This is a genomic window from Kitasatospora sp. NPDC049285 (assembly GCF_040678815.1).
Taxonomy (GTDB): domain Bacteria; phylum Actinomycetota; class Actinomycetes; order Streptomycetales; family Streptomycetaceae; genus Kitasatospora.
This window is the reverse complement of the sequence record NZ_JBFAQR010000007.1, coordinates 162796-187777: the sequence shown is the minus strand read 5'-3', so window position 1 is coordinate 187777 and position 24982 is coordinate 162796. Positions and strand designations below refer to the sequence as shown.

Annotated in this window: 23 protein-coding genes; 11 read left to right on the top strand and 12 right to left on the bottom strand. The window is 74.3% G+C overall.

Annotation, left to right across the window (positions count from 1 at the left end):
* The first annotated feature begins 149 nt into the window (after positions 1–149).
* The 3 genes from AB0K51_RS07845 to AB0K51_RS07835 all read left to right on the top strand — a co-directional run bounded on the left by AB0K51_RS07845 (position 150) and on the right by AB0K51_RS07835 (position 2340).
* Entirely contained in the window at positions 150–320 is a 171-nt protein-coding gene (locus AB0K51_RS07845; RefSeq protein WP_363451719.1) for a hypothetical protein, read from the top strand.
* A 99-nt stretch (positions 321–419) separates the two neighbouring features.
* Positions 420–1466, top strand: coding sequence for an enoyl-CoA hydratase/isomerase family protein (locus AB0K51_RS07840; RefSeq protein WP_363451717.1), 1047 nt, complete (start codon positions 420–422; stop codon positions 1464–1466).
* Between the two features lie 97 nt (positions 1467–1563).
* Complete coding sequence (locus AB0K51_RS07835; RefSeq protein ID WP_363451715.1) at positions 1564–2340, top strand: enoyl-CoA hydratase; 777 nt, start codon at positions 1564–1566, stop codon at positions 2338–2340.
* A 15-nt stretch (positions 2341–2355) separates the two neighbouring features.
* Here the strand turns inward: AB0K51_RS07835 and AB0K51_RS07830 are convergent, their stop codons facing one another.
* A complete protein-coding gene (locus AB0K51_RS07830; protein ID WP_363451713.1) occupies positions 2356–4134 on the bottom strand; it encodes an NAD-binding protein in 1779 nt (592 codons plus the stop codon).
* Positions 4135–4331: 197 nt separating this feature from the next.
* Between AB0K51_RS07830 and AB0K51_RS07825 the strand changes: the two genes are divergently transcribed.
* Positions 4332–4931 carry an HdeD family acid-resistance protein gene (locus AB0K51_RS07825; RefSeq protein ID WP_363451711.1) on the top strand — a complete coding sequence of 200 codons (600 nt, stop codon included), beginning with the start codon at positions 4332–4334 and terminating at the stop codon, positions 4929–4931.
* Positions 4932–5096: 165 nt separating this feature from the next.
* On the opposite strand, the gene AB0K51_RS07820 is transcribed toward AB0K51_RS07825, so the two are convergent.
* Complete coding sequence (locus AB0K51_RS07820) at positions 5097–6410, bottom strand: lipase family protein (protein ID WP_363451709.1); 1314 nt, start codon at positions 6408–6410, stop codon at positions 5097–5099.
* A 196-nt stretch (positions 6411–6606) separates the two neighbouring features.
* Between AB0K51_RS07820 and AB0K51_RS07815 the strand changes: the two genes are divergently transcribed.
* The gene (locus AB0K51_RS07815; protein WP_363451707.1) at positions 6607–7881 is read left to right on the top strand and encodes a helix-turn-helix domain-containing protein; all 1275 of its coding nucleotides are present in this window, start codon (positions 6607–6609) and stop codon (positions 7879–7881) included.
* A gap of 47 nt (positions 7882–7928) precedes the next feature.
* Here the strand turns inward: AB0K51_RS07815 and AB0K51_RS07810 are convergent, their stop codons facing one another.
* Complete coding sequence (locus AB0K51_RS07810) at positions 7929–8555, bottom strand: LysE family translocator (RefSeq protein ID WP_363451705.1); 627 nt, start codon at positions 8553–8555, stop codon at positions 7929–7931.
* Positions 8556–8672: 117 nt separating this feature from the next.
* Here AB0K51_RS07810 and AB0K51_RS07805 point away from each other — a divergent pair, with 117 nt between their 5' ends.
* Complete coding sequence (locus AB0K51_RS07805; protein WP_363451703.1) at positions 8673–9128, top strand: Lrp/AsnC family transcriptional regulator; 456 nt, start codon at positions 8673–8675, stop codon at positions 9126–9128.
* Positions 9129–9135: 7 nt separating this feature from the next.
* Here AB0K51_RS07805 and AB0K51_RS07800 read toward each other — a convergent pair whose 3' ends face one another.
* Positions 9136–9459, bottom strand: coding sequence for an antibiotic biosynthesis monooxygenase (locus AB0K51_RS07800; protein WP_363451701.1), 324 nt, complete (start codon positions 9457–9459; stop codon positions 9136–9138).
* A gap of 115 nt (positions 9460–9574) precedes the next feature.
* On the opposite strand from AB0K51_RS07800, the gene AB0K51_RS07795 reads away from it, so the two are divergent.
* Complete coding sequence (locus AB0K51_RS07795) at positions 9575–9832, top strand: Prokaryotic metallothionein (RefSeq protein ID WP_363451699.1); 258 nt, start codon at positions 9575–9577, stop codon at positions 9830–9832.
* 25 nt (positions 9833–9857) lie between these two features.
* On the opposite strand, the gene AB0K51_RS07790 is transcribed toward AB0K51_RS07795, so the two are convergent.
* The 5 genes from AB0K51_RS07790 to AB0K51_RS07770 form a co-directional block, all read right to left on the bottom strand.
* A complete protein-coding gene (locus AB0K51_RS07790) occupies positions 9858–11273 on the bottom strand; it encodes a tetratricopeptide repeat protein (RefSeq protein WP_363451697.1) in 1416 nt (471 codons plus the stop codon).
* Positions 11261–12328: an ATP-binding protein gene (locus AB0K51_RS07785; protein ID WP_363451695.1), complete on the bottom strand. Its 1068-nt coding sequence runs from the start codon at positions 12326–12328 to the stop codon at positions 11261–11263. The genes AB0K51_RS07790 and AB0K51_RS07785 overlap by 13 nt, the downstream gene beginning before the upstream one ends.
* Before the next feature lie 77 nt (positions 12329–12405).
* The gene (locus AB0K51_RS07780) at positions 12406–13638 is read right to left on the bottom strand and encodes a cytochrome P450 (protein ID WP_363451693.1); all 1233 of its coding nucleotides are present in this window, start codon (positions 13636–13638) and stop codon (positions 12406–12408) included.
* Between the two features lie 27 nt (positions 13639–13665).
* Positions 13666–14580: an EI24 domain-containing protein gene (locus AB0K51_RS07775; protein WP_363451691.1), complete on the bottom strand. Its 915-nt coding sequence runs from the start codon at positions 14578–14580 to the stop codon at positions 13666–13668.
* A 565-nt stretch (positions 14581–15145) separates the two neighbouring features.
* Positions 15146–16411, bottom strand: a complete 1266-nt coding sequence (locus AB0K51_RS07770) for an MFS transporter (protein ID WP_363451689.1) — start codon at positions 16409–16411, stop codon at positions 15146–15148.
* A gap of 100 nt (positions 16412–16511) precedes the next feature.
* On the opposite strand from AB0K51_RS07770, the gene AB0K51_RS07765 reads away from it, so the two are divergent.
* The 3 genes from AB0K51_RS07765 to AB0K51_RS07755 all read left to right on the top strand — a co-directional run bounded on the left by AB0K51_RS07765 (position 16512) and on the right by AB0K51_RS07755 (position 19410).
* Complete coding sequence (locus tag AB0K51_RS07765; RefSeq protein ID WP_363451687.1) at positions 16512–17597, top strand: DUF5937 family protein; 1086 nt, start codon at positions 16512–16514, stop codon at positions 17595–17597.
* A gap of 488 nt (positions 17598–18085) precedes the next feature.
* Positions 18086–18547 (top strand): nucleoside deaminase, encoded by a 462-nt coding sequence (locus AB0K51_RS07760; RefSeq protein ID WP_363451685.1) that lies wholly within the window; start codon positions 18086–18088, stop codon positions 18545–18547.
* Between the two features lie 122 nt (positions 18548–18669).
* On the top strand, positions 18670–19410 hold the full coding sequence (locus AB0K51_RS07755; RefSeq protein ID WP_363451683.1) for an SDR family oxidoreductase: 741 nt from the start codon (positions 18670–18672) through the stop codon (positions 19408–19410).
* Here the strand turns inward: AB0K51_RS07755 and AB0K51_RS07750 are convergent.
* A complete protein-coding gene (locus tag AB0K51_RS07750; RefSeq protein WP_363451681.1) occupies positions 19367–20287 on the bottom strand; it encodes an EamA family transporter in 921 nt (306 codons plus the stop codon). The genes AB0K51_RS07755 and AB0K51_RS07750 overlap by 44 nt on opposite strands.
* Positions 20288–20318: 31 nt before the next feature.
* Between AB0K51_RS07750 and AB0K51_RS07745 the strand changes: the two genes are divergently transcribed.
* The gene (locus tag AB0K51_RS07745; RefSeq protein WP_363451751.1) at positions 20319–20840 is read left to right on the top strand and encodes a MarR family transcriptional regulator; all 522 of its coding nucleotides are present in this window, start codon (positions 20319–20321) and stop codon (positions 20838–20840) included.
* A 74-nt stretch (positions 20841–20914) separates the two neighbouring features.
* Here AB0K51_RS07745 and AB0K51_RS07740 read toward each other — a convergent pair whose 3' ends face one another.
* The gene (locus AB0K51_RS07740) at positions 20915–23011 is read right to left on the bottom strand and encodes a hypothetical protein (protein WP_363451679.1); all 2097 of its coding nucleotides are present in this window, start codon (positions 23009–23011) and stop codon (positions 20915–20917) included.
* Between the two features lie 253 nt (positions 23012–23264).
* Positions 23265–24716 carry a lipase maturation factor family protein gene (locus AB0K51_RS07735; RefSeq protein ID WP_363451677.1) on the bottom strand — a complete coding sequence of 484 codons (1452 nt, stop codon included), beginning with the start codon at positions 24714–24716 and terminating at the stop codon, positions 23265–23267.
* Between the last annotated feature and the right edge of the window lie 266 nt (positions 24717–24982).

The window sequence follows — 24982 nt, the reverse complement described above, 5'->3', positions numbered from 1 at the left end:
CGTACGGGTGAGGTTCCGGAGCCGCAAACCCCTCCGCCGCTAGAAGTTGACGCATACCGCGACCTTCCCCGAGCCGGGCCGCCCACGCCCGGTGCCGACGGGGAGGCCGCGCACGTTTGCGGACGACTCTCTCCCCGGAGGACCCCCCGATGATGAAGCTGCGCACCCTGCTCTGCGGCGCCGCACTGGCCGCTGCCAACGTCCTGCTGCCCGCGCCGCCGGCCCTGGCCACGCCGATCCTGCCGCCGGCCGCCCCGCACCCGGTCCTGCTGTGCGGCCCGGCCCATCCGCTGGCGCCCCTTCCGCTGCGCCCCTGCTGAACCCGCCGCACCCCCGGGCCCGCCCACCCGCCGCGGCGGGCCCGGTACGGTTCTCGGACGGATCTTCGAATCGACGGCCTTCCGACGGGAGCGGTGACCATGGACGCGCAGCAGGACGTGCTGGTGGAACGGATCGGCCACACCGGGCGGATCAACCTCAACCGGCCGCGCGCGCTGAACGCGCTCACCCACGACATGCTGGCCGCCGTCCGCGCCGCCCTGGACTCCTGGGCCGAGGACGACGCGGTGGCCGCCGTGGTGCTCACCGGCGCCGGCGAGCGCGGACTGTGCGCGGGCGCCGACATCCGCGCCATCCACGACGACGCCAAGCTCGGCGGCGCCGGCGGCCGGGCGTTCTTCCGGGTCGAGTACCCGCTCAACGAGCTGATCTCCCGGTACCCCAAGCCGTACGTGGCGCTGATGGACGGCATCACCATGGGCGGCGGCGTGGGCCTGTCCGCGCACGCCGGGATCCGGGTGGTCACCGAGCGCACCGCCGTCGCGATGCCGGAGACCCGGATCGGCCTGGTCCCGGACGTCGGCGGCAGCCGCCTGCTGGCGCGGGCCCCGGGCGGGCTCGGCACCCACCTGGCGCTGACCGCCGCCACGATGACCGCCGGCGACGCCCTGTACTGCGGCTTCGCCGACCACTTCGTGCCGTCCGCCGCGCTGCCCGAGCTGCTCGCCGCGCTCGCCGAACGCCCCGCCGCCGAGGCCGTCGCCGCCTTCGCCGCGCCCGCCCCCGCCTCCGAACTCGCCGAGCAGCGCGGCTGGATCGACCCCTGCTACGCCGCCGACACGGTCGAGGAGATCGTCGAGCGGCTGCACGCCGCCGGCCTGCCGGAGGCCAAGGAGGCAGCCGAGCAGCTCGCCGCGAAGTCCCCGACCATGCTGAAGGTCACCCTGGCCGCGCTGCGCCGCGCCCGGGCGCTGCCCTCGCTGGCCGCCGTGCTCGACCAGGAGTACCGGATCTCCTGCGCCGCGCTGGCCCACCACGACCTGGTCGAGGGCATCCGCGCCCAGGTGGTCGACAAGGACCGCGACCCGCACTGGCGTCCGGCCGCGCTCGCCGAGGTCGCGGACGCCGACGTGGAGCGCTTCTTCGCGGTGCCCGCCGGCGGTGACCTCGGCCTGTCCTCCAGGTGACCATCGTCTCGCCTGTCGAGACTGGCATCCGGGCCGCGGTTCGGAGATCGTATCCAGCGTCACTAATCCCCTCAGCGTGGAGAGGAAGTCCCCGGCGATGACCGAGTACGAGACGATCCTGGTGGACCGCAAGGGCCGGGTCGGCATCATCACCCTCAACCGGCCGCAGGCGCTGAACGCGCTCAACAACCAGCTGATGACCGAAGTGGTCGCCGCCGCCAAGGAGTTCGACCGAGACCCGGAGATCGGCTGCCTGCTGGTGACCGGCTCCGAGAAGGCGTTCGCGGCGGGCGCGGACATCAAGGAGATGCAGTCCAACGGCTTCCCGGACGTCTACCTGGACGACTGGCTGGGCCCCTGGGACGAGCTGGGCCGGCTGCGCAAGCCGGTGGTCGCCGCGGTCGCGGGCTACGCCCTGGGCGGCGGCTGCGAGTTGGCGATGCTCTGCGACATCCTGCTGGCCGCCGACACCGCGAAGTTCGGCCAGCCGGAGATCAAGCTCGGCGTCATCCCCGGCATCGGCGGCTCGCAGCGCCTGACCCGCGCGATCGGCAAGGCCAAGGCGATGGAACTCTGCCTGACCGGCCGGATGATGGGCGCCGAGGAGGCCGAGCGGGCCGGACTGGTCTCCCGGGTCGTCCCCGCCGACCAGCTGCTCACCGAGGCCCTCGCGGTCGCCGAGACGGTCGCCGCGATGTCGCTGCCCGCCGCGGTGATGATGAAGGAGTCGGTCAACCGGGCCTTCGAGACCACCCTGTCCGAGGGCGTGCGGTTCGAGCGCCGGCTGTTCCACGCCGCGTTCGCCACCGCCGACCAGAAGGAGGGCATGGCCGCCTTCGCCGAGAAGCGGCCCGCCAACTTCGAGAACCGGTAGGGACGTTCGCGGGACTCAGCCGATCACCCGGGCCAGTCCGGCCCGGGTGGCGGCCACCACGATGCGGTCGCCGACGGCCAGCGGGCGGGCCCGGTCGGCGAAGCTCCACTGGTAGTCGCCGGGGCGGCGGTTCAGTCGCACCGCGACCACCCGCACCCCGCCCGGCGACTCCAGGTCGCCGATGTTCTGCCCGACCAGGCCGGACCCCTCCTCCGCGGCCAGCTCCGCGATCAGCAGCACGTGCCGGAAGACCGAGAGGGTGCCCAGCACCTCACGGCCCATCAGCGCGGCGGCGAACGCCGGGGCGGCCAGGTAGGAGACCGAGCGGGAGGCCACGTTGCCCAGCGTGGCGTACACGTGGTGGGCGAAGTCGTCGTCGAACAGCCGCACCACGATGCGCACTTCGGGCCGCACCGCGCGGGCCTCCAGGGCCGCCTCCAGGTTGGCGGCGTCGTCCGAGGTGACCGCCACCACCGCCCGCGCGTGCTTGACCCGGGCCTGCCGCAGCTGCGCCTCCAACGGTCCGTCACCGATCAGCACCGGTATGCCCAGCGCCCGCGCGGCCGCCACGCCGCGGGCCTGCGGATCGCGTTCCAGGGCGACCACCGGCAGGCCGGTGCCCTTGATCAGAGTGGCCACCCGGGTGCCGATGTTGCCCAGGCCGGCCACGATCACGTGGTCCCGGGTCCGGGCACCGGGCGGACGCGGCGCCCCGCGGCGGCCGCTGGCCAGCGCCTCCACCACGATCGCGGTGGCCACCGGGATGAAGGTGATCCCGCAGAAGGTGATCAGCACCTGCGCGGCCCTGGCCCACGCCCCGCCCATCATCTCCTGGCCCGGCGCGTCCGGGGTGGCGGCGCCCGCCGCGTCCAGCAGCGTGTAGTACGTCGTCCAGCCGAGGCTGCCGGTGCGGCCGTACATCACCGCGGCGCCGAGCACGATCGCCGCGAAGGCGGTGACCAGCAGCATCCGCAGCCGGGTGTTGGTGAAGTACTTCAGCACGTCCTGGCCCCACCAGCGCAGCCGCTTCCAGAGCGGGAAGCGCAGCTCGGGCGCGGCGTCGAAGGTCTGCAGCGCGGCCACGCCGCCGGGCTCCGGGGCGGGCGAGGGGTCGGCGGGCCGGCCGATGTGGATCGGGCTCTGGTCGCCGAAGGTGTACGCGAGCCGGATGAACTCCGCGGCCCGCCCCCCGGTGTCCGGCAGCAGCCGCAGCCGGCTCAGGTCCTGCCGGTCGATCCGGTCGGCGACCAGCGCGAGCTGGTTGGAGCGGATGTCCTCGTCGTACGCGACGTACAGGTAACGCCCGCCCACCTCCACCGAGTTGGGCCGGCCGAGGGCACCGTTGGCAAAGGCCGGGGCGGCGGTGGCCGAGCCGGACAGCGCGGCGCAGTTCGGCAGCAGCTTCTCCAGGTGCTCGCCGAGCCGCTGGTTGAACATCCGCAGCACGATCCGCACCCCGGGGTTGCGGTTCTCCGCGGCCAGCGCGGCGTGGATGTTCTCCTGGTCGGTGCCGTCCATCAGCGCGATGCCGCGGGCCCGGTCGACGCCGGCTGCGCCGAGCGCCTCGCCGGTGACCGTGGAGTACTCCAACACCGCTGACACGCCTGGCAGTTGACTGATCATCGGGCCGTGCTCACGGGACAGGTCGGGAACCACCGCGACCACCGGAACCTCGTACTGCTCGACGAGTTCCTTGATCAGCCGATGAGCCAGCGCATTGCCCCCGCAGACGATGTAATGCCCGCCGACCGGCTCCGGCTCGAACCCCGCGCCGCGTTCCCCCGCGTCTGTCATAGCGTCAGATGGTAGTTGGCGATGCCACCCGACCGGGTGAACGGACGGTAATGGATCAGGGTGCGGCCGGTGCGGCCCGGGTCGTCCGTACGGCGGAACCCGCCGAGCCGCGGGGTGGGCCGCCCGAGACGCTGGAAGGGTACAGCCGTCCGCCGCCCCGCGCTCCGGACGGACCCGCACGGGCCCGAGGAGGAACCATGGCAGCCCCGTACCGGACACCCGACCGCGACGACGTGCCCGGACCGTTCCAGCAACTGGCGAAGGTGACCTGGCAGGCGGTGCTGGCCGGCGGCCTGGTCTCGCTGGCGCTGGGCATCGTGGTGCTCGCCTGGCCGAAGGAGACGCTGATGGTGATCGGCATCCTGTTCGGCCTCTACCTGCTGGTGATCGGCATCGTGCAACTCGTCGCCGCGTTCGGCACCCACGTCTCCACGGCGATGCGGGTGCTGGCGTTCATCAGCGGCGCGATCTGCGTCCTGCTCGGCCTGCTGTGCTTCCGCAGCGCCGCCCAGTCCGTCCTGCTGCTGGCCCTCTGGATCGGCATCGGCTGGCTGTTCCGCGGCATCACCCAGCTCGCCGCGGTGGCCTCCGACCCGCAGATGCCGGCCCGCGGCTGGCAGGGCTTCATCGGCGCCCTGAACATGCTGGCCGGCATCATCCTGATGGTCTGGCCCGCGAACACCATCACCGTGCTGGCGGTACTGGCCGCGTGCGGGCTGCTGGTGATCGGGGTGGTGGAGATCGTTCTGGCGATGAAGATCAGGGGCGGGGCGAAGCAAATGCCGCAGGCGCTCTAGATCTGAGAGAGCCATAGCAGGGGCTCGGGGAACGGCGAGGCGAGTGGCGGACGGTCTCGACTTGGCTGACGGTCTTTCAGGCCACCAGCCGAGCTCAGGCCACCAGGCACTCGCGCCGCCGTTCCCCGGGCCCCTGGTGGTGCAGGTGACCGCGCTCCCTGATGCTTACCCAGCCCGCTCCGGTGCGAGCGAGTTGCCCGCGGGGATGTGGCCGCAGTCGGAGGGGGCGGGCTTGCCCGCGAAGCGGTCGTTGAGGTAGCCGAGGGCGAGGGGGGCCCAGGGGACGGCGGTGCCGAGGTGGCTGAGCAGGTCGTACTGCTGGTACTTGATGCCGGCGGTGCCGGTGGCGCAGTACTGGCGGGCCAGCGCCCGCACGTCGCCGGCGACCATCACGCCGTCGCCGGTGCCGATGCCGGGCAGGTTGCTGAAGGTGCCTTCCAGAACGCCGCCGTTGCCCTGGGCGATGTAGCCGGGGGCGGTCGGGGTGGGGGCGGAGCCCAGGTTGACCTTGTTGACGGCGGCCAGGAACGGGGGCACCGAGTTCGGGTCGGCGTACTGCGGCTTGGCCAGGTTCTTCCAGGTCAGCCCCGGGTACTGGCCGAGCGCGTTGACGATCGAGGCGTCCTGCATCCGGCGGTAGACCTGCGCGCCGTAGTCGCTGAGGTAGGGCGTCAGGTCGAGGTCGTAGGCGCGGGCGACGCCGATGATCGCCATCGGGATGACACCCGGCCAGATCAGGCCGCCGTCCACGTACTTGAGGTTGTGCGCGGGGTCGACCAGCACGCCGCCCTCCGCGAAGCCGACCAGCCGCCGGTTGACGTCCGGGGCGTACGAGGGGGCGAGGGCGGCGGCCCAGTTGGTGGCGATGGCGCCGCCTGAGTAGCCGAGCATGCCGATCCGGGTGTCGGCGTTCAGGCCGGTGTCCGCCGAGTGGGAGGCGGCCCGGATGGAGTCCAGCGTGGTGGTGCCGTACTCGGGTCCGGCGGCGAAGTCGGCGCGCTGGCCCTCGGAGTCCGGGATCACCACGTCGTAGCCCTGGAGCAGCAGCGGGACCACGAACAGGGCTTCCGCATTGGGGATCGCCCCGCCGAGGGTCAGGCCGCCGGCGATGGCCCGGGACGGGCCGTCCTCCGGGTTCAGTGAGTCGTAGAAGGACTGGTAGGAGACGGCGCGGCTGCCGTCGCTGCCCAGGCCGCGCACCACCGTGGTGACGCCGGCGGTGGGGCGGCCCTGGGCGTCGGTGGTGCGGAACAGCAGTTGGACGGCCTTGACCGGGGTCGGGATGCCGACCAGGTGGTACTGCACGGTGCGGGTCCTCAGCACGGTGCCCGGCGCCAGCGAGGACAGCGGCGTGCTGCCGTCGTAGACGTAGAAGGCGTCACCGGTGGTGGTCGCCGACGCGGTCGCGGCCGGGGCGGCGGTGGCGACGGCGGCGGTGACCAGGGCGGTGGCGATCAGCCGGGCGGCGGCTCGGTACATGGCACTCCCGATTCCTGACTGGGGGTCACTCGGGGTGAGCGACGTGGGGGATGGGTGGGTCGGGGTCGCGCGGAGCCGGCGCGTGGTGGGGGGCTCGCGCGAGTTACCTACGGGTAGGTAACCTCCGGGAAACCATGATGACCGCGGTACGGGGGCACGTCGCCAGGGCGCGGCACAGAGATTCGGGAGGTGGATTGTGACCGCGCCCAACACCCGACACCCCGGCCGGGTGCCGCAGTTCGGCGGCGTCCCGGTGCACCGGCGGCTGCTCGCCGAGGCCCCGGCGCTGACCGCGGTGGTGATGGCCCGGCTGGTCGAGCAGCTCCCCGCGTACGAGGCGCTCCCGCCGGAGCAGTTGCGCGGAGAGATCGCCCGGCAGGTCGAGGGCGGCATCCGCGGGTTCATCGAGGTGCTGAACACCGGCGAGCTGCCCGGTGAGGAGGAGCTCGGCCGGATCCGCGAGTCCTCCGCGCGGCGCGCCGACGAGGGCGTCCCGCTGGAGGCCGTGGTCGGCGCCTACCACGTCGGCGCCGAGGAGTGCGCGGCCCGCGTCCTGGCCACCGCCGAACCCGGCGACCTCGCCGACATGCAGACCGCCCAGCGCCGCCTGCTCGGCTACCTGCGGGTGGTCAGCTGCGCGGTGGCCGCCGGGTACGTCCAGGAACGGCAGGCCGCGCTCGGCGACGAGCAGGTCGCCCGGCAGGCCCTGCTCTCCCGGCTGCTGGAGGGCGGTGACCCGCGCGCCGCCGCCGACCGGGCCGGACTGCCGCTGCCGCCCGGCTACCTGGTGCTGTCGATCGCGATGGGCCCGCACCCCGACGAGCTGCTGCCCGAGGTCAACCACTCGGTCGCGGCCCGCCGCAAGCTCCGGCGGCTGCGGCACGAGCTGGCCCGGCAGACCGCCGAGGTCCCGCTCACCGCGCTGTCCGGCGAGGGCGGGCTGGTGCTGATCCCCCGTCAGTCCGCGCACGCGCTGGGCGGCGCCGAACGCGAGCGCCTCGGCCGGCTGGTCGAGCAGCTCGCCCGGATCTGCGGCGCCGAGCTGACGGTCGCCGCGGCCGCCGCCGCGCCGGAGGGCGTCGCGGAGGCCGCCCGGCTGGCCGCGGAGGTCCGGCAGGTCGCCGTCGCGGCCGGGCGCGGACCGGGCCTGCACCTGCTCACCGACGTCCTGGTCGAGTACCAGCTCAGCCGTCCCGGCCCCGCCCGCGACGCCCTCGCCGCGCGCCTCGGGCCGCTCGCCGCCCGGCCCGAACTCCTCGACACCCTGCGCACCTTCCTCGCCTGCGGCCTGGACCGCCGCCGGGCCGCCGCGGCCCTGCAGGTGCACCCGAACACCGTCGACTACCGCCTCCGCAAGGCCGCCGACCTCTCCGGCCTGGACGCCGGGCGGGGCGCCGACCTGCTGACCCTGCAGGCCGCGCTGGCGGCGTACGACACCGCCGCGCTCGGCCGTCCCGAGGCGACGGGCTAGCCGGGAGCGGGCGATCCGACGAAGCGTCAGGGGCGGCGCGGGTGCGGTCAGGCGGTGGCGGTCACGCCGGCCACGGCCAGCAAGAGGACGGCCGAGACCGCCGACAGCCGCCTCGCGGCGCGGGGGGTGGCGGACATCCGGGTGCCGAGCCGGGCGGCGGTGAGGGCGACGGCGGAGTAGACGGCGGCGCAGCTGAGCACGTTGAGGGCGCCGAGGGCGAGGACCTGGCCGCCGACCGGGAGGGGGCGCGCCGGGTCGACGAACTGCGGGACGAGGGAGAGGTAGAGCAGCAGGCCCTTGGGGTTGAGCAGGGCGGTGAGGGCGGACTGCCGGAGCACCGTGCGGGCGGGCTGGGGGCGGGCGGCGGTGAGGGCCTCGGCGCCGCCGCGGCGCAGCGCCAGCAGCATGGTCACGGCCAGGAAGGCCAGGTAGGCGGCGCCGGTCCAGCGCAGCAGCGGCAGCAGCGCGGGGACGGCCCGCAGCGCGGCGGCCAGACCGGCTGCGGAGAGCGCGGTGTGCACGGTGTAGCCGGCGCAGACCCCGACGACGGCGGTGAGCGCGGCGCGGCGTCCCTGGCCGAGGCCGCGGGCGGCGATGTACAGCCAGTCCGGCCCCGGGGTGCAGACCAGCAGCAGGTCGACGCCGAGGAAGAGCAGCAGGGCGTGCGGGTCCATGGCACCTCGAGGTTCGCGGACGGGCGGGAGGGTCGTGCCAGACGCTAGCGGGGCGGAGGTAGCATGCGATGACCCGTTTTCGCTGGTCAGCCGGGTCATGAGGCAGAATGTTGCGTCATGGACCGCCTTGACCGCAGAATCCTCCACGAGCTCCAGCAGGACGGGCGGCTGACCAACGCCGAACTCGCCGACCGGGTGGGCCTGACGCCCTCCCCGTGCCTGCGCCGGGTGCGCCACCTGGAGCAGCTGGGCGTGATCCGCGGCTACCGGGCGCAGCTCGACCCGGTGGCGGTCGGCCGCGGCTTCCAGCCGTTCGTGACGGTGGTGATGCGGCACGAGGACCGGGACACCGTCGCCGAGTTCGAACGCCGGGTGGCGCAGCTGCCGGAGGTGGTGGAGGCGCACCGGCTGTTCGGCGACCCGGACTACCTGCTGCGCGTCGCGGTGGCCGACCTGGCGGCGTACGAGCGCTTCGTCACCGACGTGCTGTCGGGCCTGCCGGGCATCGCGCAGGTGCACTCGCACCTGACGATGAAGCAGGTCAAGTCGGACCGCGGCATCCCGGTCGAGTGATCCGGGGTCAGTCGTCGGCGGCGGGGTCGAGGCGGCTGAGCTCGCGGTAGTGGACGACGGTGGGCGGGTGTTCCAGGTCGTTGAGCTCGCCCTCGGACCAGACCGGGCGGATCCGCCACATCGGGCCGGCGTAGGCGCGCAGGGCGTCCTCGTCGCGCCAGCGGGTGATCATCTGGACCCGGTGGTCGCCGTCGGCGACGGCGCGCAGCAACTCGCCGCCGAGGCAGCCGTCGCGGCGGCCGATCTCGGGGAGCACGGTCGCGGCGAGGCGGGCGCAGAACTCCTCGACGCGGCGCGGGGAGACGTGCGCCTCCCAGATTCGGATGATCATCTCGGCCTCCTCCGCAGGGCCCACCGCCATTATCCGTTCGGACCGCCGCCGATTGCCGGGCCCGTGGTCTGGGCGAAGACTCGGCGGTGGACCCGTACGGCGAGAGGAGCCCGAGATGGCGGTCTGCGTGGTGTGCCAGAACGACTACTGGCTGTCCTTCGAGATCAAGACGATCACCGGCGACACCTACGTCTTCGACAGTTTCGAGTGCGCGATGGAGAAACTGGCGCCGCGTTGCGAGCAGTGCACGGTCCGGATCGTCGGCCACGGCGTCGAGGTCGCGGGCCGGTTCTTCTGCGGCGCGCACTGCGCCCGGGCCAACAGCGTCCTCGGCAACGAGATCCGCGACGCGGTCGGCGCCCACCCGTCCTGACCCTGCGCCACCCCGTCCGGGGCGGTCACCGCGTCGAGCGGTGGCCGCCCTGTTCGCGTGCCTGGGCGAGCAGGCGCCGGGCTCTGTCCTCCGCCTCCTGGTCGCCGAGCTCGCGGAAGGTCTCGGCGGCGTCGGCGAAGGCGCGGCAGGCGGCGTCGGCGGGACCGGTGCGGCGGAGCAGGAGGCCGAGGTTGACGAGCGCCCTGGCTTCGAGGAAGCGCTCGCCGATCTCGTGGAACAGGCGGACCGCCTCGGTGTCGTCGCGGACCGCCGCCTCGTCGTCGCCGAGCTCCTCCCGGGCGAGGCCGAGGTTGGCCAGCGCCAAGGCCTGGGTGCGCGGGTCGTGCTGCTCGCGTGCGGTCTCCAGCGCGGCGGTCAGCACCGCGACCGCCTCCGCGGGCTGCCCGGAGCGCAACAGCACCGGGCCGAGGTCCACGCGGACCTGGGCGACCATGTGGGCGTCGCCCATGGTGTCGAGGGCCGACAGTGCCCCGCCGATCGCGTCGACGTCCGGGCCGCCCCCGGCAGGGTCCGCGGCCAGCGCGGTTGCGAGCGTGAGGTTGGCCTGCGCCAGTGCCGCGGTGAAGCGGTCGTCGACCTCCCGGGCGAGGTCCAGGGCGGTCCGGAAGGTCTGCGCCGACTCGGCGTGGCGGCCCTGGTCGCGCAGGACGAGTCCGAGGTTGTTGAGCGAGACCGCCTCACCCGGCCGGTCGTCGAGGCTCCGGCAGATGGCGATGTCCGTCCGGAGGGCGTCCGCCGCCTCCGGCAGCCTGCGCAGTGCCTGTAGCGCGAGGCCGAGGTTGGCGTGGATCATGCCGCGCAACCGAGGGGCCGCGCCGTCCGGGCAGACCGCGAGGGCCTCCTCCAGCACGTCCACCGCCTCGGCTGGACGGCGCATCTGTTCGTACGTCAGGCCGAGGTTGCTCAGTGCGCCCGCCTCGGCGACCCGGTCGCCGCGGCTGCGCTTCAGCGCCTTCCGGTGGGCGTCCAGGGCCTCGTCGAAGCGCCGCAACTCGCGCAGCGCGTTGCCGAGTTCGGTCAGCAGGGGGGTTTCGAGCCCGCGCAGCGCCGGGTCCCGGGACCCGCGGACGGTGCGGATCGCGGCCTCGGCCAAGTCCGCGTTGTCGCCGAGCCGCCGGCGGAACGCCAGGTAGGCGGAGAGCGGTCCGTACAGGGCGAGTTGGGCGCGCGGCCGGTTCAGGGCGGGCGCGGCCAGGACGGCCGCGAACAGGTTGGGGTGCTCGGCGTCCAGCCAGGCGAGGGCGGCGGCGCGGTCGGCGAACCGGGGCAGGGGGCGCGCGCCGTGCAGCAGGTGCGAGTCGGCGGCGATCGCGGTGGCCCCGTAGTGGTCGAGCAGCCGGTCGGTGGCGGCTTCGCGGTGGGCGGGCGACTCCTTCTCGCGGCAGAGCTCGTCGGCGTACAGCCGCATCAGGTCGTGCATCCGCCAGCGGTCGTCGGCGGTGCCGGTTCGACCAGGTGGGCCCGGGCCAGGGCGTGGACCAGCGGCTCGGCGTCCTCCTCCGGCAGGTCGGCGAGCCGGGCGAGTGCCTCGGTGGCGAGGTCCGGGCCCGGATTGAGCGGCAGCAGGCGGAACAACCGGGCCGTCTCCGGTGGCAGTTGACGGTAGGAGAGCCGGAAGGCGGCGCGCACGGCGAGGTCCTCGCCGGTGAGCCGGGAGAGCCGGCGCCCGGTGTCCCGCAGGGCCCGCGCCATGGCGTCCGCGGAGCGGTTCGGCAGTTCGGCGAGCAGGGCGGCGACCACCGCGAGGGCCAGCGGCAGGCCGCCGCACAGCTCGGCGATCTCGGCCGCGGCGGCGGGCTGGTCGGCGATCCTGGTGTCGCCGGGGCCCCGGGTCCGGCGCAGGGCGCCGTCCAGGTAGGCGACGGCGTCCGCGGTGGACAGCACGGTCAGGTCGAGGATCCGGGCGGGCAGCCCGCCGAGGGTGTGGCGCGAGGTGGCCAGGACCGGGATGCGCGGGTCGCCGGGGAGCAGCGGACGCAGCTGGGCGGCGGAGCTCGCGTTGTCGAGCAGGACCAGCAGCGGCCGGTCGGCGGCGTGCCCGGCCAGCACGCTGCGGTACAGCCGGGCACGGTCCTCGGGGTCCTCCGGCACCGTCTCCTCGGGGACGGCCAGGGCGCGCAGCAGCGAACCCAACGCCCGGTGCGGGTCGACCCGGAGCGCGGGGTCGTAGCCGTACAGGTCGAGGAAGAGCACCCCGCCGGGCAGCAGGCCGGGTTCGGCCAGGGCCCGGTGGGCGGTGTGCAGGGCGAGCGCGGTCTTGCCGACGCCGGGCAGGCCGGTCACCAGCTGCACCGGATGCTCGGTCAGTCCGTCGAGCAGGTCGGCGAGTTCGGCGTCCCGGCCGACCAGAGCGGGCCCGGCGGCCGGCAGCCCGGCCAGCGCCGGTGGTGCGGTCGGCGGCTGGACCACCACCTGGCCCGCCAGGGTGACGGGGCCGTGGAAACTTCCGCCCGTGATCCGGTTCTGCACGTCCATCGGCGCCCCCCCCGTCGACCGGCCCGGGATCTGCCGGGCCGTCAGATCCTAGTCCGCGGCGCGGAAGCGGTGGCGCGTCAGAACGCGAACCGCAGCGAGCGGACGCGGTGGTCGAAGGAGGACGGGATCAACTCCGGGGCGGCGGTGGAGCGGATGTCGGGGAGCCGGGTGAGGAGTTCATGCAGCAGGGTGCGCATCTCCTGGCGGGCGAGGTGGGCGCCGAGGCAGAAGTGCGGCCCGCCGCCGCCGAAGCCCAGGTGAGGGTTGGGCGAGCGGGTGATGTCGAAGGCGTCGGGATCGGTGAAGACGGCCTCGTCGCGGTTGGCGGAGCCGTAGAACAGCACCACCTTGTCGCCCTTGGCGAGTCGGGCACCGCCGAGGCGGTGGTCGACGGCGACGGTGCGGCGGAACTGGATGATCGGGGTGGCGTGCCGGACGATCTCCTCCACCGCGCCGGGCAGGTGGGCGTCCAGGTCGCCGAGCAGCAGGGCGCGCTGCTCGGCGTGGACGGTGAGCAGGTGCAGGCCGTGGGCGAGCGCGTTTCGGGTGGTCTCCACACCGGCGACCAGCAGCAGCGAGAAGAACGCGCCGAGCTCGCGGGAGTCCAGCCGGCGGCCGTCCACGTCGGCGGTGACCAGGGCGGAGATCAGGTCGTCGGTGGGCCGCCGCCGGCGCTCCCGGCCGAGCGCGGCGATGGTCAGCTGCATCGCGGCGAGCGCCCGCAGCCCCCGCCCGGGGACCCGCAGCCGGCTGCGGGCGACGCCGGTGTGCTCGGAGGCCTGGTTGATCCGGGCCAGGATGCGGCGGCGCTGCTCCTCGGGGATGCCCATCATCGAGCAGATCACCTGGTACGGGAGTTCCGCGGCGACGGCGGCGACGAAGTCCTCCGGGCGCTCCCGCTCCACCCGGTCGACCAGGTGGACGGCGGTCTGCCGGATGTCCTGCTCGATCCGGGCCAGCAGCCGGGGGGTGAAGGCCCGGCCGACCACCCGACGCAGGTCGGCGTGCCGGGGGTCGTCCAGGTTGACCATCGAGTCGCCGAACACCGCCCGCACCCAGCGCGCCGGTTCGGGCGTGGTGACGCCCGGCCCCGAGAGGTACACCTCCGGGGTACGGCTGGCGGTCATCACGTCGGCGTGACTGACCAGGGCCCAGCACGGCCGTCCGGTGGCCCGGTCGGTGAAGCGGACCGGGCCGCCCGCGCCGCGCAGCTTCGCGAACGCTGCGGCGCGCTGCTCCTCGGGCAGGCTCCAGAACGCGGGGTCACCGAGATCGATGTCGTGCGGGGCGGTCTGTACGGGTGCGGCCATGGGGAGGTTATGGCGCAGGTGGTGACGCTAAGTCAAGTCGCCCTTGCGGAACGTGATTTCGTGCGATGATCCGTTGAACTGATCGTCGTCGTGGTCGTGGCTGTTGTCGTGACCGTGGTCGTGACCGTGGTCGTGACCGTGGTCGTTGCCGTGGTCGTTGCCGTGGTCGTTGCCGTGGTCGTCCGGGTGTTCGGGGTCGTCGTCGGGTCGCGGCGCGATCTCCCTGGCCAGCAGGGTTGCCCCGGCCACCGCCCCCGGCATCGCCAGCACCGTCACCACCGGGACCAGGAACAGCAGCGCCAGTCCGGCGCCGAAGCCCACCGTCATCGACAGCCGGGAGCGCAGCAGTCGCAGGCGCTCGCGCCGGGCCATCGCGCGCCGCTGCAACGGGGTGGCGGTCAGTTCGGCGGTCAGGAAGAAGCCGGAGACACAGATCCCGAGCACCGGGACCACGGTCTGCCCCACCACCGGGATGAACCCGCACAGGAACAGCACCAGCCCGATCGCCGCCACCCGCACCAGCACCGCCAGGCTGTCCCGGGCCGACACCCACAGCTCCCGCCACAGCGACACCCGGGGCGGGTTGGGGCCGCCGCCCTCGGACTCCTCCACCTGCGCGGAGAGCGACTCGTAGAACGGCTCGCCGATCAGCAGCGTCACGGCGGTGAAGGTCACCATCGCGAGCAGGCCGCCGACGCCGATGGCTGCCAGTGCCACCGCGATGCGCAGGGCTCCCCGCCAGGCGGAGGCCCAGTCGTCTGCGAAGGGGGTGGCCCAGTCGGCGATGTCGCCCGCGAAGACGATCAGCACCGCGAGCACCGCGACGTAACCCACCAGGGTGATCAGCGCCGGGATCATCCCGAAGCCCCACCAGCGGCCGTGCCGCGCCGCCCACCGCTGCCCGTTGACCAGGAACCGCAGCCCCGCCCCGAAATCTCGCATTCCGGCACCTTAGCCGCCGCCCCGGACGCTCCTCCCGGAGGGGCACTTTGGCGAGGGAGAGTGGGACGGGGCCGGCCTCGAGGCTCCTCCCGGAGGGGGTGGGGGTGGTTGGAAGAGTCAGGGGGTGGCCGCGCCCAGATGCTCCTCCCGGAGGGCGCATCGGCAAGGGAGAGTGGGACGGGGCCGGCCTCGAAGCCCCTCCCGGAGGGGTGGGGTGTGAGGTGGAAGAGTCAGGGGGTGGCCGCGCCCAGATGCTCCTCCCGGAGGGCGCATCGGCAAGGGAGAGTGGGCGGGGGCCGGCCTCGAAGCTCCTCCCGGAGGGGTGGGGTGTGAGGTGGATGAGTCTGGGGGTGGCCGCACCCGGATGCTCCTCCCGGAGGGGGCATCGGCAAGGGAGAGTGGGCGGGGGCCGGCCTCGAAGCTCCTCCCGGAGGGGTGGGGTGTGAGGTGGATGAGTCTGGGGGGTGGCCGCACCCGGATGCTCTTCCCGGAGGGGGCGGGGGTGGGCGTGGCTGAAATTCACCTGGTTCCCATCCGTCGGCCCCCGGAGGGTCCGTGGGAGGGGTCAGGCGCGGGTGCGGGTGGGCCAGACGGTGGCTGAGGCGGTGGCGGTGGCGGCGGCGAGGGTGGTCCAGAGGGTGGTGGGGCTCTGGGCGGCCAGGGTGGTGATGGCGGCTGGGGAGACGGCGAGGCCGAGGCCGGTGGAGAGTTGGAAGCGGGCCAGGGCCCGGCCCAGCAGGGTGGGTGGGGCGAGGGCGGTGACCAGGGCGGTGGCGCTGCCCGCGTAGAGGATCTCGCCGAGGGTGCACGGCACGGAGACCAGGGCGACCGCCGCCGGGCCGAACTCGGCGGCGAACAGGAAGCCGAGGTAGCTCGCGGCCAGCACCACCCCGGACGCGGCCAGCACCGTGCCGCGTGACCAGCGGGCCGTCCAGGTGGTCACCGGTACCTGCAGGGCCACCACCAGCACCGTGTTGGCGACGAACACCACCGCCGCCCACACCGGCGAGGCGTGCAACTGGGTGACCAGCACCAGCGGGACCGCGATCTCGGGCACGTTCAGGCAGAAGACGTACACCACGTTGGCGAGCAGCAACGAACCCATCCGGGGCGCGGGCCCCGCGTCCGCGGCCTGACGGTGCGTCGGGTCGGCGGCGATCCGCACCGACCAGGCCAGCAGGCCCGCCGCCAGGTACCCCGCGCCGGACGCCACCGCCAGCACCCGCATCGCCGACGGTCCGCCGGAGACCGCGGCGGTGGCCAGCAGCGCGCCGACCCCGAGACCCGCGTTGCGCACCGAACGGCCCGCGGCCAGCGCCGCGTCGCGCAGCCGTCCGGTGCTGACGGTCGCCACCAGCGCGGCGTGCGCCGCCGGCCAGGACTGGTTGCCGATGCCGAGCAGCAGCGCGGCCAGCGTGAACAGCGGCACGTCCCCGGCCGGCGCGGCCAGCAGCACCAGCACCCCCGTCACCCGCACCAGCATCGACGCGGCCACCGCGGTACTGCGCGCGCCGCGGTCCAGCCAACGGCCCAGCGGCGGCAGGCAGGCCAGGCCCGCCACGATGCCGACCGTCATCGCCAGGCCGGTCGCCGACGCGGACAGGCCGAGCACGGTGATCCCGTACAGCAGCAGGAACGGCCGGAGCAGTCCGGTGCCGAGGGCGTCGACGGCGAGCGCCAGGGCGTAGCGCGGTCCGCCGCAGGCGCGCACCAGTTGACGGGGCGTGGGTCGATGGCCGGGCTTGGGTCGGTGGCCAGGACCGGGTCGGTGGTCGGGAGTGGGTCGGTGGTCGGGGGTGGGCTGGGTCGGGGCCGGCGTCGCGGTGGTCATGGCGGACACCGTGCGCCCCGGCCGGCACCGCGGTCACGTCGATTGACGATTCCCGTCAATCGACGCTCGGGGATGCCGTCCGAACAGGGAGGATGTCCGGGTGACCCTGCGCATCGACCTCACCGGCACGGCGTCCGAACGGATCCGCTTCGCCGTCTCGCCACTCGCCGAACTCGCCGCGATGCTGCACGTCCTGGCCGCTCCCGACCACCACCCGCAGCTGGCCGGCTGGGCGGCCGGGGTGCGCACCGCGCTGCGCCCCGAACTCGCCGAGCGGCTGCACGAGGCGGAGTTCCTGTGGCGTTCCTCGCGGGCCGACTTCCTGGTCCCGGCCAGGCCGCGCGCCACCCTCGCCGAGGAGCTCGACGAGGTCGACCTGATCGACGACGACCGCTACGCGCACTCCGCCCTGGTCACCACCTGCGGCAGCAACCGACTGCACTTCGGCGGCCGCTCCCCGCTGCACGACCCCGTCGCCCGGGCCGACGCGCTGGACCGTGCGCAGGCTCGCGGCGCGCTCCAGGAAGCCTTCGCCGAACGGCTGTTGGCGGACCCGGGGGCGGTCCGGGCGCGGATTCGGGAGACTCTGGAGCAGTGCGCCGAGGCGTTCTTCGACGCCGCGTGGCCCGGGTCGGCCGCGCAACTCGCGCAGGACGTGCGGGACAAGACCGAGCTGATGCGACGTCAGGGGCTGGGGGCGGCCATGGCCGCCGCCTCCAGCGCGATCGCCGTCGGCGCGGACGGCTGCTCGCTCGTCCTCGACAAGCTCCAGGACAACGCCACCGAAGCCGGCCCCGGCGGGGTCACCTTCCTGCCCACCGTCTTCGGCCACCCCCACCTGGTCGCCGTCTACGCGCCCGACTGGCAGCCCGTCGTGCAGTACCCCGTCGCCCGCGCCGACCACCCCGAGCCCGTCTCGCTGGAGACCGTCCGCCTCCGCCTCGACGCCCTCGCCCACCCCGTACGGCTCCGCCTGGTCCGCACCCTGGCCCGCGGCCCGCACACCACCGGCGAACTCGCCCGCGCCTGGGAACTCACCGACCCCGAAGTCTCCCGCCACGTCGCCACCCTCCGCCGCGCCGGCCTCCTCACCACCGAACGCCGCGGCCGCTACGTCCACTACACCCTCGACCTCACCACAACCACCACTCTCGGCGCGGACCTCCTCGCCGCCGTCCTACGCTGAACCCGCCTGCGGCGGACGGGGCGGGCACGGGGAGGATGGGAAACAAGCTCAGGCACCGGCCGGCTCGCGACAGCGCCGAGCCGGAAGCGCCTGCGGCGAGCGAGATGACACGGAGTCAAGTGAAAAGCGAGCGCCGCAGGCTGGCGGACCTGCTCGGCCGCCGTCCTGCGCTGAACCCACCTGCGGCGGAGGGGCGGGGCACGGGGAGGATGGGAAACAAGCTCAGGCACCGGTCGGCTCGCGACAGCGCCGAGCCGGAAGCGCCTGCGGCGAGCGAGCCGACACGGAGTCAAGTGGAAAGCGAGCGCCGCATGCCGGCACGGAAGGAACGGGAAACAAGCCCCGGTACGGGCGGCGGCTCCGGGCGTTTTTGATCCCCTGGTCGGCTGAAGTCCGGCCCGTTCCAGGGCTGTCGGGCTCGGCGACTGGGCATGATCGGCGGCGGAAGCGCCGTCGCGGCGGAGCGGAGCGGAACGGGCGGAGGCCTGATGGATCCTCAGGTGACGGTGGAGCAGGCGAGGGAGTGGCTGGCCGTCGCGGTGGCGGAGGCCCGGACCGGGCTCGCGGAGGGTGGGATCCCGATCGGGGCGGCGCTCTTCCATCGGGACGGGCGGCTGCTGGGGCGGGGTCACAACCGCCGGGTCCAGGACGGCGATCCGTCGATGCATGCCGAGACCGCCGCGTTCCGCGCCGCCGGGCGGCTACGCGGGTACCGGGACACGGTCATGGTCACCACGCTCTCGCCGTGCTGGTACTGCTCCGGCCTGGTCCGGCAGTTCGGCATCGGGCACGTGGTGGTCGGTGAGTCCGCGACCTTCACCGGCGGCCACGGGTGGCTGGCCGCGCACGGCGTCGGCATCACCCTGCTGGACGACGCCGAATGCACGGCGCTGATGCGGGAGTTCATCGCTGCCCGGCCCGACCTCTGGTACGAGGACATCGGGGCGTAGCCGGCAGACGCGGTGCGGCGACGCACCGAGCCCGGGTGCGCGCGAGCGGCCGGTAGCGGGCGCCGAGCGCCAGGTCGGATTACCGCCAGCGCCGCTGCCGGGCCGCGGCGAGGCTCGACGGCATGAATCGACTCGAAGGACGCGTGGCCCTGATCACCGGTGCGAGCCGCGGCATCGGCGCCGCCATCGCGCTGCGGCTGGCCGCGGAGGGCGCGGACGTCGCGCTGACCTACCGGGACTCGGCCGAGCAGGCTGCCGCGTTGGCGGAGCGGATCCGGGACGGCGGTCGGCGGGCGGTCGCCGTCCGGGCCGACAGTGCGGTGCCCGCGGAGCTGACCGCCGCCGTGGACGAGGCCGCGAGGACGCTCGGCCGACTGGACGTGCTGGTCAACAATGCCGGGGTCTTCCCGACCGGTCCACTGGAGCAGGTCGGCCTGGCGGAGCTGGACCGGACGCTGGCGGTGAACGTGCGGGCGGCGTTCGTGGCGGCGCAGGCGGCGGTGCGGCACATGGACGGCGGCGGACGGATCATCAGCATCGGCAGCAACGTGGCCGACCGGGCGGTCTTCCCCGGGCTGGCGCTGTACGCGATGAGCAAGGCCGCGTTGACCGGCATGACCAAGGGGCTGGCCCGCGAGCTCGGCCCCCGCGGGATCACCGTCAACGTGGTGGTGCCGGGCCCCACCGACACCGACGCCAACCCGGCGGACGGGCCGAACGCGGCGGCGATCGCCGGCTTCACCGCCCTCGGCCGGTACGCGGAGGCCGCCGAGATCGCCGCCACCGTCGCCCACCTGGCCGGCCCGGACGGCGGCTACCTCACCGGAGCGACGATCGCCGTCGACGGAGGGTTCGGCGCGTGACGGGCTGCTCCCCGACCGGCCCGCGCCCACCGCCCGCGGCCCGCACGCCCACCGCGATGCCACCCAACACCATTGCCATGCCCAGCAGTTGGGCCGGTCCCAGCGGTTCGGCCGCGAGTAGCGTGCCGAGCAGGACGCCGGTGACCGGGTTGAGCAGACCGATCAGGCCGACGGTGCCGGCGGGCAGGTGACGCAGACCCGCGAACCAGGCCAGGAAGGCGAGCGCGGTGGCGATCAGCGCGGTGAAGCCGAAGGCCAGCAGCGCGACGGTGTCCACGCGCGGGGGCGGACCCTCCACCGCCCCCGCCAGCGGCAGCAGGAAAACGCCACCGATGGTCAACTGCCAAGCGGTGGAGGCGAGTACGGGCGTGCCGTCGGACCACCGCTTGGCCAGCGCGTAGCCGGTCGAGGCGGCCAGCAGCGCTCCCGTCGAGGCGAGGACGCCGGGCAAGCCGCCCGCGCCGACGCCGTCCGCGAGCATCACGGCCACCCCGCCGACGCCCACCGCCCCGCCCAACAGCCGGGCGGGGTGCGGGCGTTCGGCGAGCAGCAGGCGGGCGCTGAGCATCATCGCCAGCGGCGAGAGCGCCATGATCATCGCGGCGGTGCCGCTGGGCAGCCACTGCGCGGCCAGGTAGACCAGCACGAAGAACGCCGCGCAGTTCAACACGCCCAGCACCGCCGAGCGCCACCACCAGGCACCGCGCGGCAACCGGCGGGCGAGCGCGAGCAGCAGCAGTCCGGCGGGCAGGGCGCGCAGGGTGGCGCCCCAGAGCGGGGCGTCGGCGGGCAGGTACCGGTGCGTGATGTAGTAGTTGGCCCCCCAGGCGACCGGGGCCAGCGCCGCCACCGCGACCCATCGGAAAGTAGCTTCCATGGAAAACATTATAGCTTCCATGGAAGATATGATGGGTGCCATGGAGCCCATGGACCACGTCGCCCGCATCCAGGCCGCCTGGCGGCGCGAACGCCCCGACCTGGACCTCGCCCCCCAGGGCGTGATCGGCCGCCTGCACCGGGTCGCCACCCTGCTCACCGGCGAACTCACCACGGTCTACGCCCGGTACGGCCTCGGCGAGGGCGAGTTCGACGTCCTGGCCACCCTGCGCCGGGCCGGCGCCCCCTACGAACGGGCCCCCGGGGAACTCGCGGCGCACACCATGGTCACCACCGGCGCCATCACCAAGCGCATCGACCGCCTCGAACGGGCCGGGCTGGTCACCCGCCGCCCCGCCGCCACCGACCGGCGCGGCCGCGTCGTCGCCCTCACCGAGGCCGGACGCTCCGTCATCGACCAGGCCTTCACCGACCACATCCGCAACGAGCACCGCCTGCTCGCCACCCTCTCCCCCACCGAGGCCGCGGAGCTCGAATCCCTCCTCACCACCTGGCTGAACCGCCTCGAACCCCCGCGACCCGCGGACTCCTGAAACGCACAGCGCCCGCCGCCCCGGCGCGATGTCCGGGAACGACGGGCGCTGCCCGTACGGTGGTCGACCGACCGTCAGGCGCGCACGGTGGCCACGGCGGCCCCCAGCGCCTCCTTGATCCGCGGCCCGAGCCGGGCGAACCCGAGCTCCTTCATCGCCGCCCGCAGCAACTCGTCGTCACTGCGCTTCTCACCGTCCGAGTCCAGCCACGCCACCAGCGAGACCAGCTCCTCAGCGGAGTACCCGGTGATCGGCTTCCCCGCGACAAGCTCGGGCTTCGACGGACGGGAGTCGGCGACGGGCTCGGCGAGAGGCTCCGCGACGGGCTCCGCAACGGGCTCGGCGAGAGGCTCCGCGACCGGGGCCTCGACCGCGGCGACCGGCTCGACCGCGGCGACGGGCTCCTTCACGACCTCGACAACCGGGGCCTCGGCCACGGGCTCGGGCTCGACGACGGGCTCGGCAACCGGGGCCACGGGCTCGGCCTCGGCCTCGGCCTCGACGACCAGGGCCTCGGCCTCAGCGGCCGGCTCGGGCTCGACGACGGGCTCGTCCACGGCCTCGACAACCGGGGCCTCGACGACGGGCTCCGCCTCGACCTCGGCGGCAGCGACCTCCGCGGCCGCGACCTCAGCCCACGGCACGGCGGCAGCGACGGGCTCGGCCACCGGCTCGGCAGCGGCCTCGGCCTCGGCCTCTGCGAGCGCCTCCGGGGCCTCCGCCACAACGACGGCCTGCGGCTCGGCGTCGACCACGGGCTCCGCAACCTCGATCTCGGCCTCGGCCTCGACCACCGCCTCCTCGGCGGCAGCCTCCACCTCCTCCTCGACCACAGGCACCTCGGCGACCGGTTCGGCCTCCGGCTCGGGATCGGCCACGGTCTCGGCGCCCTCAGCCTCGGCCTCGACCTCGACCTCGACCACGGCCTCCTCGGCGACAGACACCTCAGCGGCCGTCTCGACCTCGGCCTCCTCAACGGCAGCCTCGACCTCAGCAACCGTCTCGACCTCAGCCTCGGCCTCCTCAACGGCAGCCTCGACCTCAGCAACCGTCTCGACCTCAGCCTCGGCCTCGGCCTCCTCAACGGCAGCCTCGACCTCAGCAACCGTCTCAGCCTCAGCCTCGACCTCGACGGAGGCCTCCTCGGACTCCACCTCGTCCAGGTCGATGACCGTGGCCTCGGAGTCGTCCTCAGTCTCGGTCGCCTCGTCTGCGGCCTGTCGCGGGCCTGCGGCCAGCGCGGTGCGGGCTGCGTGGTGGCGGTCGTACGCGGCGAGGGCCGCCTCGCGGTCGGCCTGACGTTCCGTCAGTTCGGCCAGGAGCTCGGTGAGGCCCTGGTCGGCGAGCTCGGTGCGGAGCTGGCGGAGGGCGGAGAGGCGGTAGAGGGTGCCCTCGTCCGCGGCCAGCCGGTCGACCAGGTCGGCGAGTTCGGTGAGCGGGAGGGAGTCGAGGGCGCGCTCGGGCAGGAGGCGGGCGAGCGAGCGGACGGCGTCGGCGAGGGACTCGACGACGGTGGCGGTCTCGGTGAGCAGGGCGCCGTCGACCGGGACGGCGGGCTTGGCGGTGGTGCCGGCGGGGGTGAGCGCCGTCCAGTCGCGGTGGGCCGCGGCGGCCGCGAGCAGCGCGTTGTGCAGGTCGGCGCGGCCGGTGCGGGCACCGGTGGTGGTGAGGGTGCGGGCCTGCGAGCGCAGGACCCGGCGGCGGTTCCAGGAGAGCTTGACGTCCTGGGACTTGCGGTAGGCGCCGTTGCCGGTGGCGGCGGCGAGCGCGGCGAGGTCCTGCTCGTAGACCTCGGCGCGCAGGGCGGCGGAGGTGGCGTGGACCCGCTGGAGCAGGTCGAGCAGGGTGGTGAGGCCGCCGAGGGTGTCGGGGATCTGGAGTCCGGCCTTGGCGGCGATGGCGTTGGCGGCCTGGCCGACGGCGCGGGTGTCGCGACTGCGCAGTTCGGCGAGGACCGTGGAGGCGGCCCGGGCGTCCTCGGGCCCGCCGAGGGTATCGGCGGCCTCCAGCCAGGGGTTGGCCTCGGGAGTGAGGGTGAAGCCGCCCTGGTCGGCGAACCGGCCGAGCTCCTCACGGGTGCTCTGGCGGGTCTCGCCGTCCGTCGCGGCCGCGGGGTCGGACGCGGTGTCGGACGCGGAGTCGTCGGCGTCGTTCAGGTAGCGCACTGTCATGTGATGTCCGGTTCGTGGCGGTTGGCGGGGTTCGGGGCGGGTGGGGTGGGCGCGGCGCTGGTGCTCGCGGGAGGCCAGAATACGGGTGCGCGTTCGAGGCACGCACGCACCGGACCCCCGTGAATTGCCGGGCCGAGTGGGACCGGTGGCGGCGGGCGCGGGCCGGTCGGCCCGGTCCGCACGGTAGGCGGCGGCACTGACAGTACGCGGTCGGGTGAATGGTCGGCGGACGGGGTACGGGAGTTGGGGCGGGTCACCGGTGGGCTCCGGGGGCGAGGTGGCGGACTTCGGGGAGGCCGACGGCGGGCAGGTACTCGCGCAGGTACTCGCGTCGCCACCAGGCGCCGGTGTCGCGGAGTTCCGGTCCGTCGGTGAAGCGGTAGCGGTAGAGCCGGGCCCGGACCAGGGCCGGCGGCCGGTCGGGGAACGGGTTGTGGCGCAGCAGCCGCAGGGTGGCGGGGTCGTTGACGAGCAGCCGGGCGAGCAGCGCGGCGAACCAGCTGCGGGCGTAGCTCGGGGAGATCGCGGCGAACCACATCAGCCAGTCCAGACGCAGGTGGTAGGGGGCGAACTGGCGCGGGGCGCGGCGCGGTTCGCCGGGTTTGCCGTGGAAGCCGTACTCCTGCCAGCCGCCGCGCCCGGCGGGTTCGGCGGTGCCTTCGATGACCACCTCGTGGCGGATCCGGTTGACCGAGCCGAAGGCCCCGTAGGTGTTGACCAGGTGGAGGCGGTCGAACGAGTAGTTCATCAACTGTTGGCTGGAGAGCAGGTTCCGGGCGGGGCGGTAGGAGAGGACCAGTACGAGCAGCGTGTAGGCGGCCACCAGGGCCTGGTACCACGCGGGTTGCGGCGGGTAGTGGGGGTCGGCGGCGACCGGGAGCACCCGGCGCAGGGTGCGGGTGTCGAGGACGGCGAGGGCCAGGGCGATGGTGAGCCAGTTCAGCCAGGCGAAGTTGCCGGAGGCGACCAGCCACAGCTGGGTGGCGATCATCAGCAGGGCCGCGGTGGTGGCGTACGGCTGCGGGAGGAACAGGCCGAACGGGACGACGAGTTGGACGAAGTGGTTGGCGGCGGCCTCGACCTTGTGCAACGGGCGGGGCAGGTGGTGGAAGAACCAGCTGAGCGGTCCGGGCATCGGCTGGGTCTCGTGGTGGTAGTAGAGGCAGGTGAGCCGCCGCCAGCAGGGGTCGCCGCGCCACTTGATCAGTCCGGCGCCGAACTCGACCCGGAACAGCAGCCAGCGCAGCAGCCACATCGCCAGGACCGGCGGGGCGGTGCGGGAGTTGCCGAGCAGGACGGCCAGCGCGCCGGCCTCCAGCAGCAGGGACTCCCAGCCGAAGGCGTACCAGGTCTGGCCGACGTTGACGAGTGAGAGGTAGAGCGCCCAGAGCAGCGCCCAGAGCGCCATCGCGGCGCCGAGCGGCAGGTGGTTCGCCGCGCCGGCCAGCAGGGCGGCGGACAGCGCGGCGCCGGTCCAGGCGACGGTGGCGTAGAGGCGGTCGCTGTAGTGCCACTGGAACAGGCTCGGGGCGCGGCGGAACGGGGTGCGGGCCAGGTAGCGCGGGATCGGCAGCATCCCGTCGGCGCCGAGCAGGGCGCGGAACTGCCGGGCGGCGCCGAGGAATCCGCACAGGTAGACGAGGGCGAGCAGGCGCTGGAACAGCTCGCGGGCGAGCCGGTACTCGGGGGCGGCGAACCACGACATCCGGCCGCTCCTCGGGTCGGCTGCTCGAATCCGCCCCCATGCCTACCATCCGGCGCACCCGGGCCGCCCGGCCGCGGGCCGCGGTGGTGCGCCGGTTCATCCGGTCGGCCCTGTCCGGCGCGGCGCGCGGGGCTCCGGCGCGGGGTGGGCGGCCCCGGCGCGGACTGCGGAGCCGCCGCCCACCGGTCCGCGGGACGGACTCCCTGTCGCCGGGCGGCGGAATGTGGTGTCATTCCGCCGAACACCCTGTCAGCACCAACGCAAGG

Bases quoted from the DNA above. Each gene is read 5' to 3' on its own strand.
- AB0K51_RS07820 (WP_363451709.1), bottom strand. From the start codon at position 6,410: ATGTACCGAGCCGCCGCCCGGCTGATCGCCACCGCCCTGGTCACCGCC.
- AB0K51_RS07735 (WP_363451677.1), bottom strand. From the start codon at position 24,716: ATGTCGTGGTTCGCCGCCCCCGAGTACCGGCTCGCCCGCGAGCTGTTC.
- AB0K51_RS07755 (WP_363451683.1), top strand. From the start codon at position 18,670: ATGAATCGACTCGAAGGACGCGTGGCCCTGATCACCGGTGCGAGCCGC.
- AB0K51_RS07750 (WP_363451681.1), bottom strand. From the start codon at position 20,287: ATGGAAGCTACTTTCCGATGGGTCGCGGTGGCGGCGCTGGCCCCGGTC.
- AB0K51_RS07845 (WP_363451719.1), top strand. From the start codon at position 150: ATGATGAAGCTGCGCACCCTGCTCTGCGGCGCCGCACTGGCCGCTGCC.
- AB0K51_RS07840 (WP_363451717.1), top strand. From the start codon at position 420: ATGGACGCGCAGCAGGACGTGCTGGTGGAACGGATCGGCCACACCGGG.
- AB0K51_RS07805 (WP_363451703.1), top strand. From the start codon at position 8,673: ATGGACCGCCTTGACCGCAGAATCCTCCACGAGCTCCAGCAGGACGGG.
- AB0K51_RS07835 (WP_363451715.1), top strand. From the start codon at position 1,564: ATGACCGAGTACGAGACGATCCTGGTGGACCGCAAGGGCCGGGTCGGC.
- AB0K51_RS07760 (WP_363451685.1), top strand. From the start codon at position 18,086: ATGGATCCTCAGGTGACGGTGGAGCAGGCGAGGGAGTGGCTGGCCGTC.
- AB0K51_RS07770 (WP_363451689.1), bottom strand. From the start codon at position 16,411: ATGACCACCGCGACGCCGGCCCCGACCCAGCCCACCCCCGACCACCGA.
- AB0K51_RS07740 (WP_363451679.1), bottom strand. From the start codon at position 23,011: ATGACAGTGCGCTACCTGAACGACGCCGACGACTCCGCGTCCGACACC.
- AB0K51_RS07795 (WP_363451699.1), top strand. From the start codon at position 9,575: ATGGCGGTCTGCGTGGTGTGCCAGAACGACTACTGGCTGTCCTTCGAG.
- AB0K51_RS07830 (WP_363451713.1), bottom strand. From the start codon at position 4,134: ATGACAGACGCGGGGGAACGCGGCGCGGGGTTCGAGCCGGAGCCGGTC.
- AB0K51_RS07780 (WP_363451693.1), bottom strand. From the start codon at position 13,638: ATGGCCGCACCCGTACAGACCGCCCCGCACGACATCGATCTCGGTGAC.
- AB0K51_RS07810 (WP_363451705.1), bottom strand. From the start codon at position 8,555: ATGGACCCGCACGCCCTGCTGCTCTTCCTCGGCGTCGACCTGCTGCTG.
- AB0K51_RS07800 (WP_363451701.1), bottom strand. From the start codon at position 9,459: ATGATCATCCGAATCTGGGAGGCGCACGTCTCCCCGCGCCGCGTCGAG.
- AB0K51_RS07775 (WP_363451691.1), bottom strand. From the start codon at position 14,580: ATGCGAGATTTCGGGGCGGGGCTGCGGTTCCTGGTCAACGGGCAGCGG.
- AB0K51_RS07825 (WP_363451711.1), top strand. From the start codon at position 4,332: ATGGCAGCCCCGTACCGGACACCCGACCGCGACGACGTGCCCGGACCG.
- AB0K51_RS07790 (WP_363451697.1), bottom strand. From the start codon at position 11,273: ATGCACGACCTGATGCGGCTGTACGCCGACGAGCTCTGCCGCGAGAAG.
- AB0K51_RS07745 (WP_363451751.1), top strand. From the start codon at position 20,319: ATGGGTGCCATGGAGCCCATGGACCACGTCGCCCGCATCCAGGCCGCC.
- AB0K51_RS07785 (WP_363451695.1), bottom strand. From the start codon at position 12,328: ATGGACGTGCAGAACCGGATCACGGGCGGAAGTTTCCACGGCCCCGTC.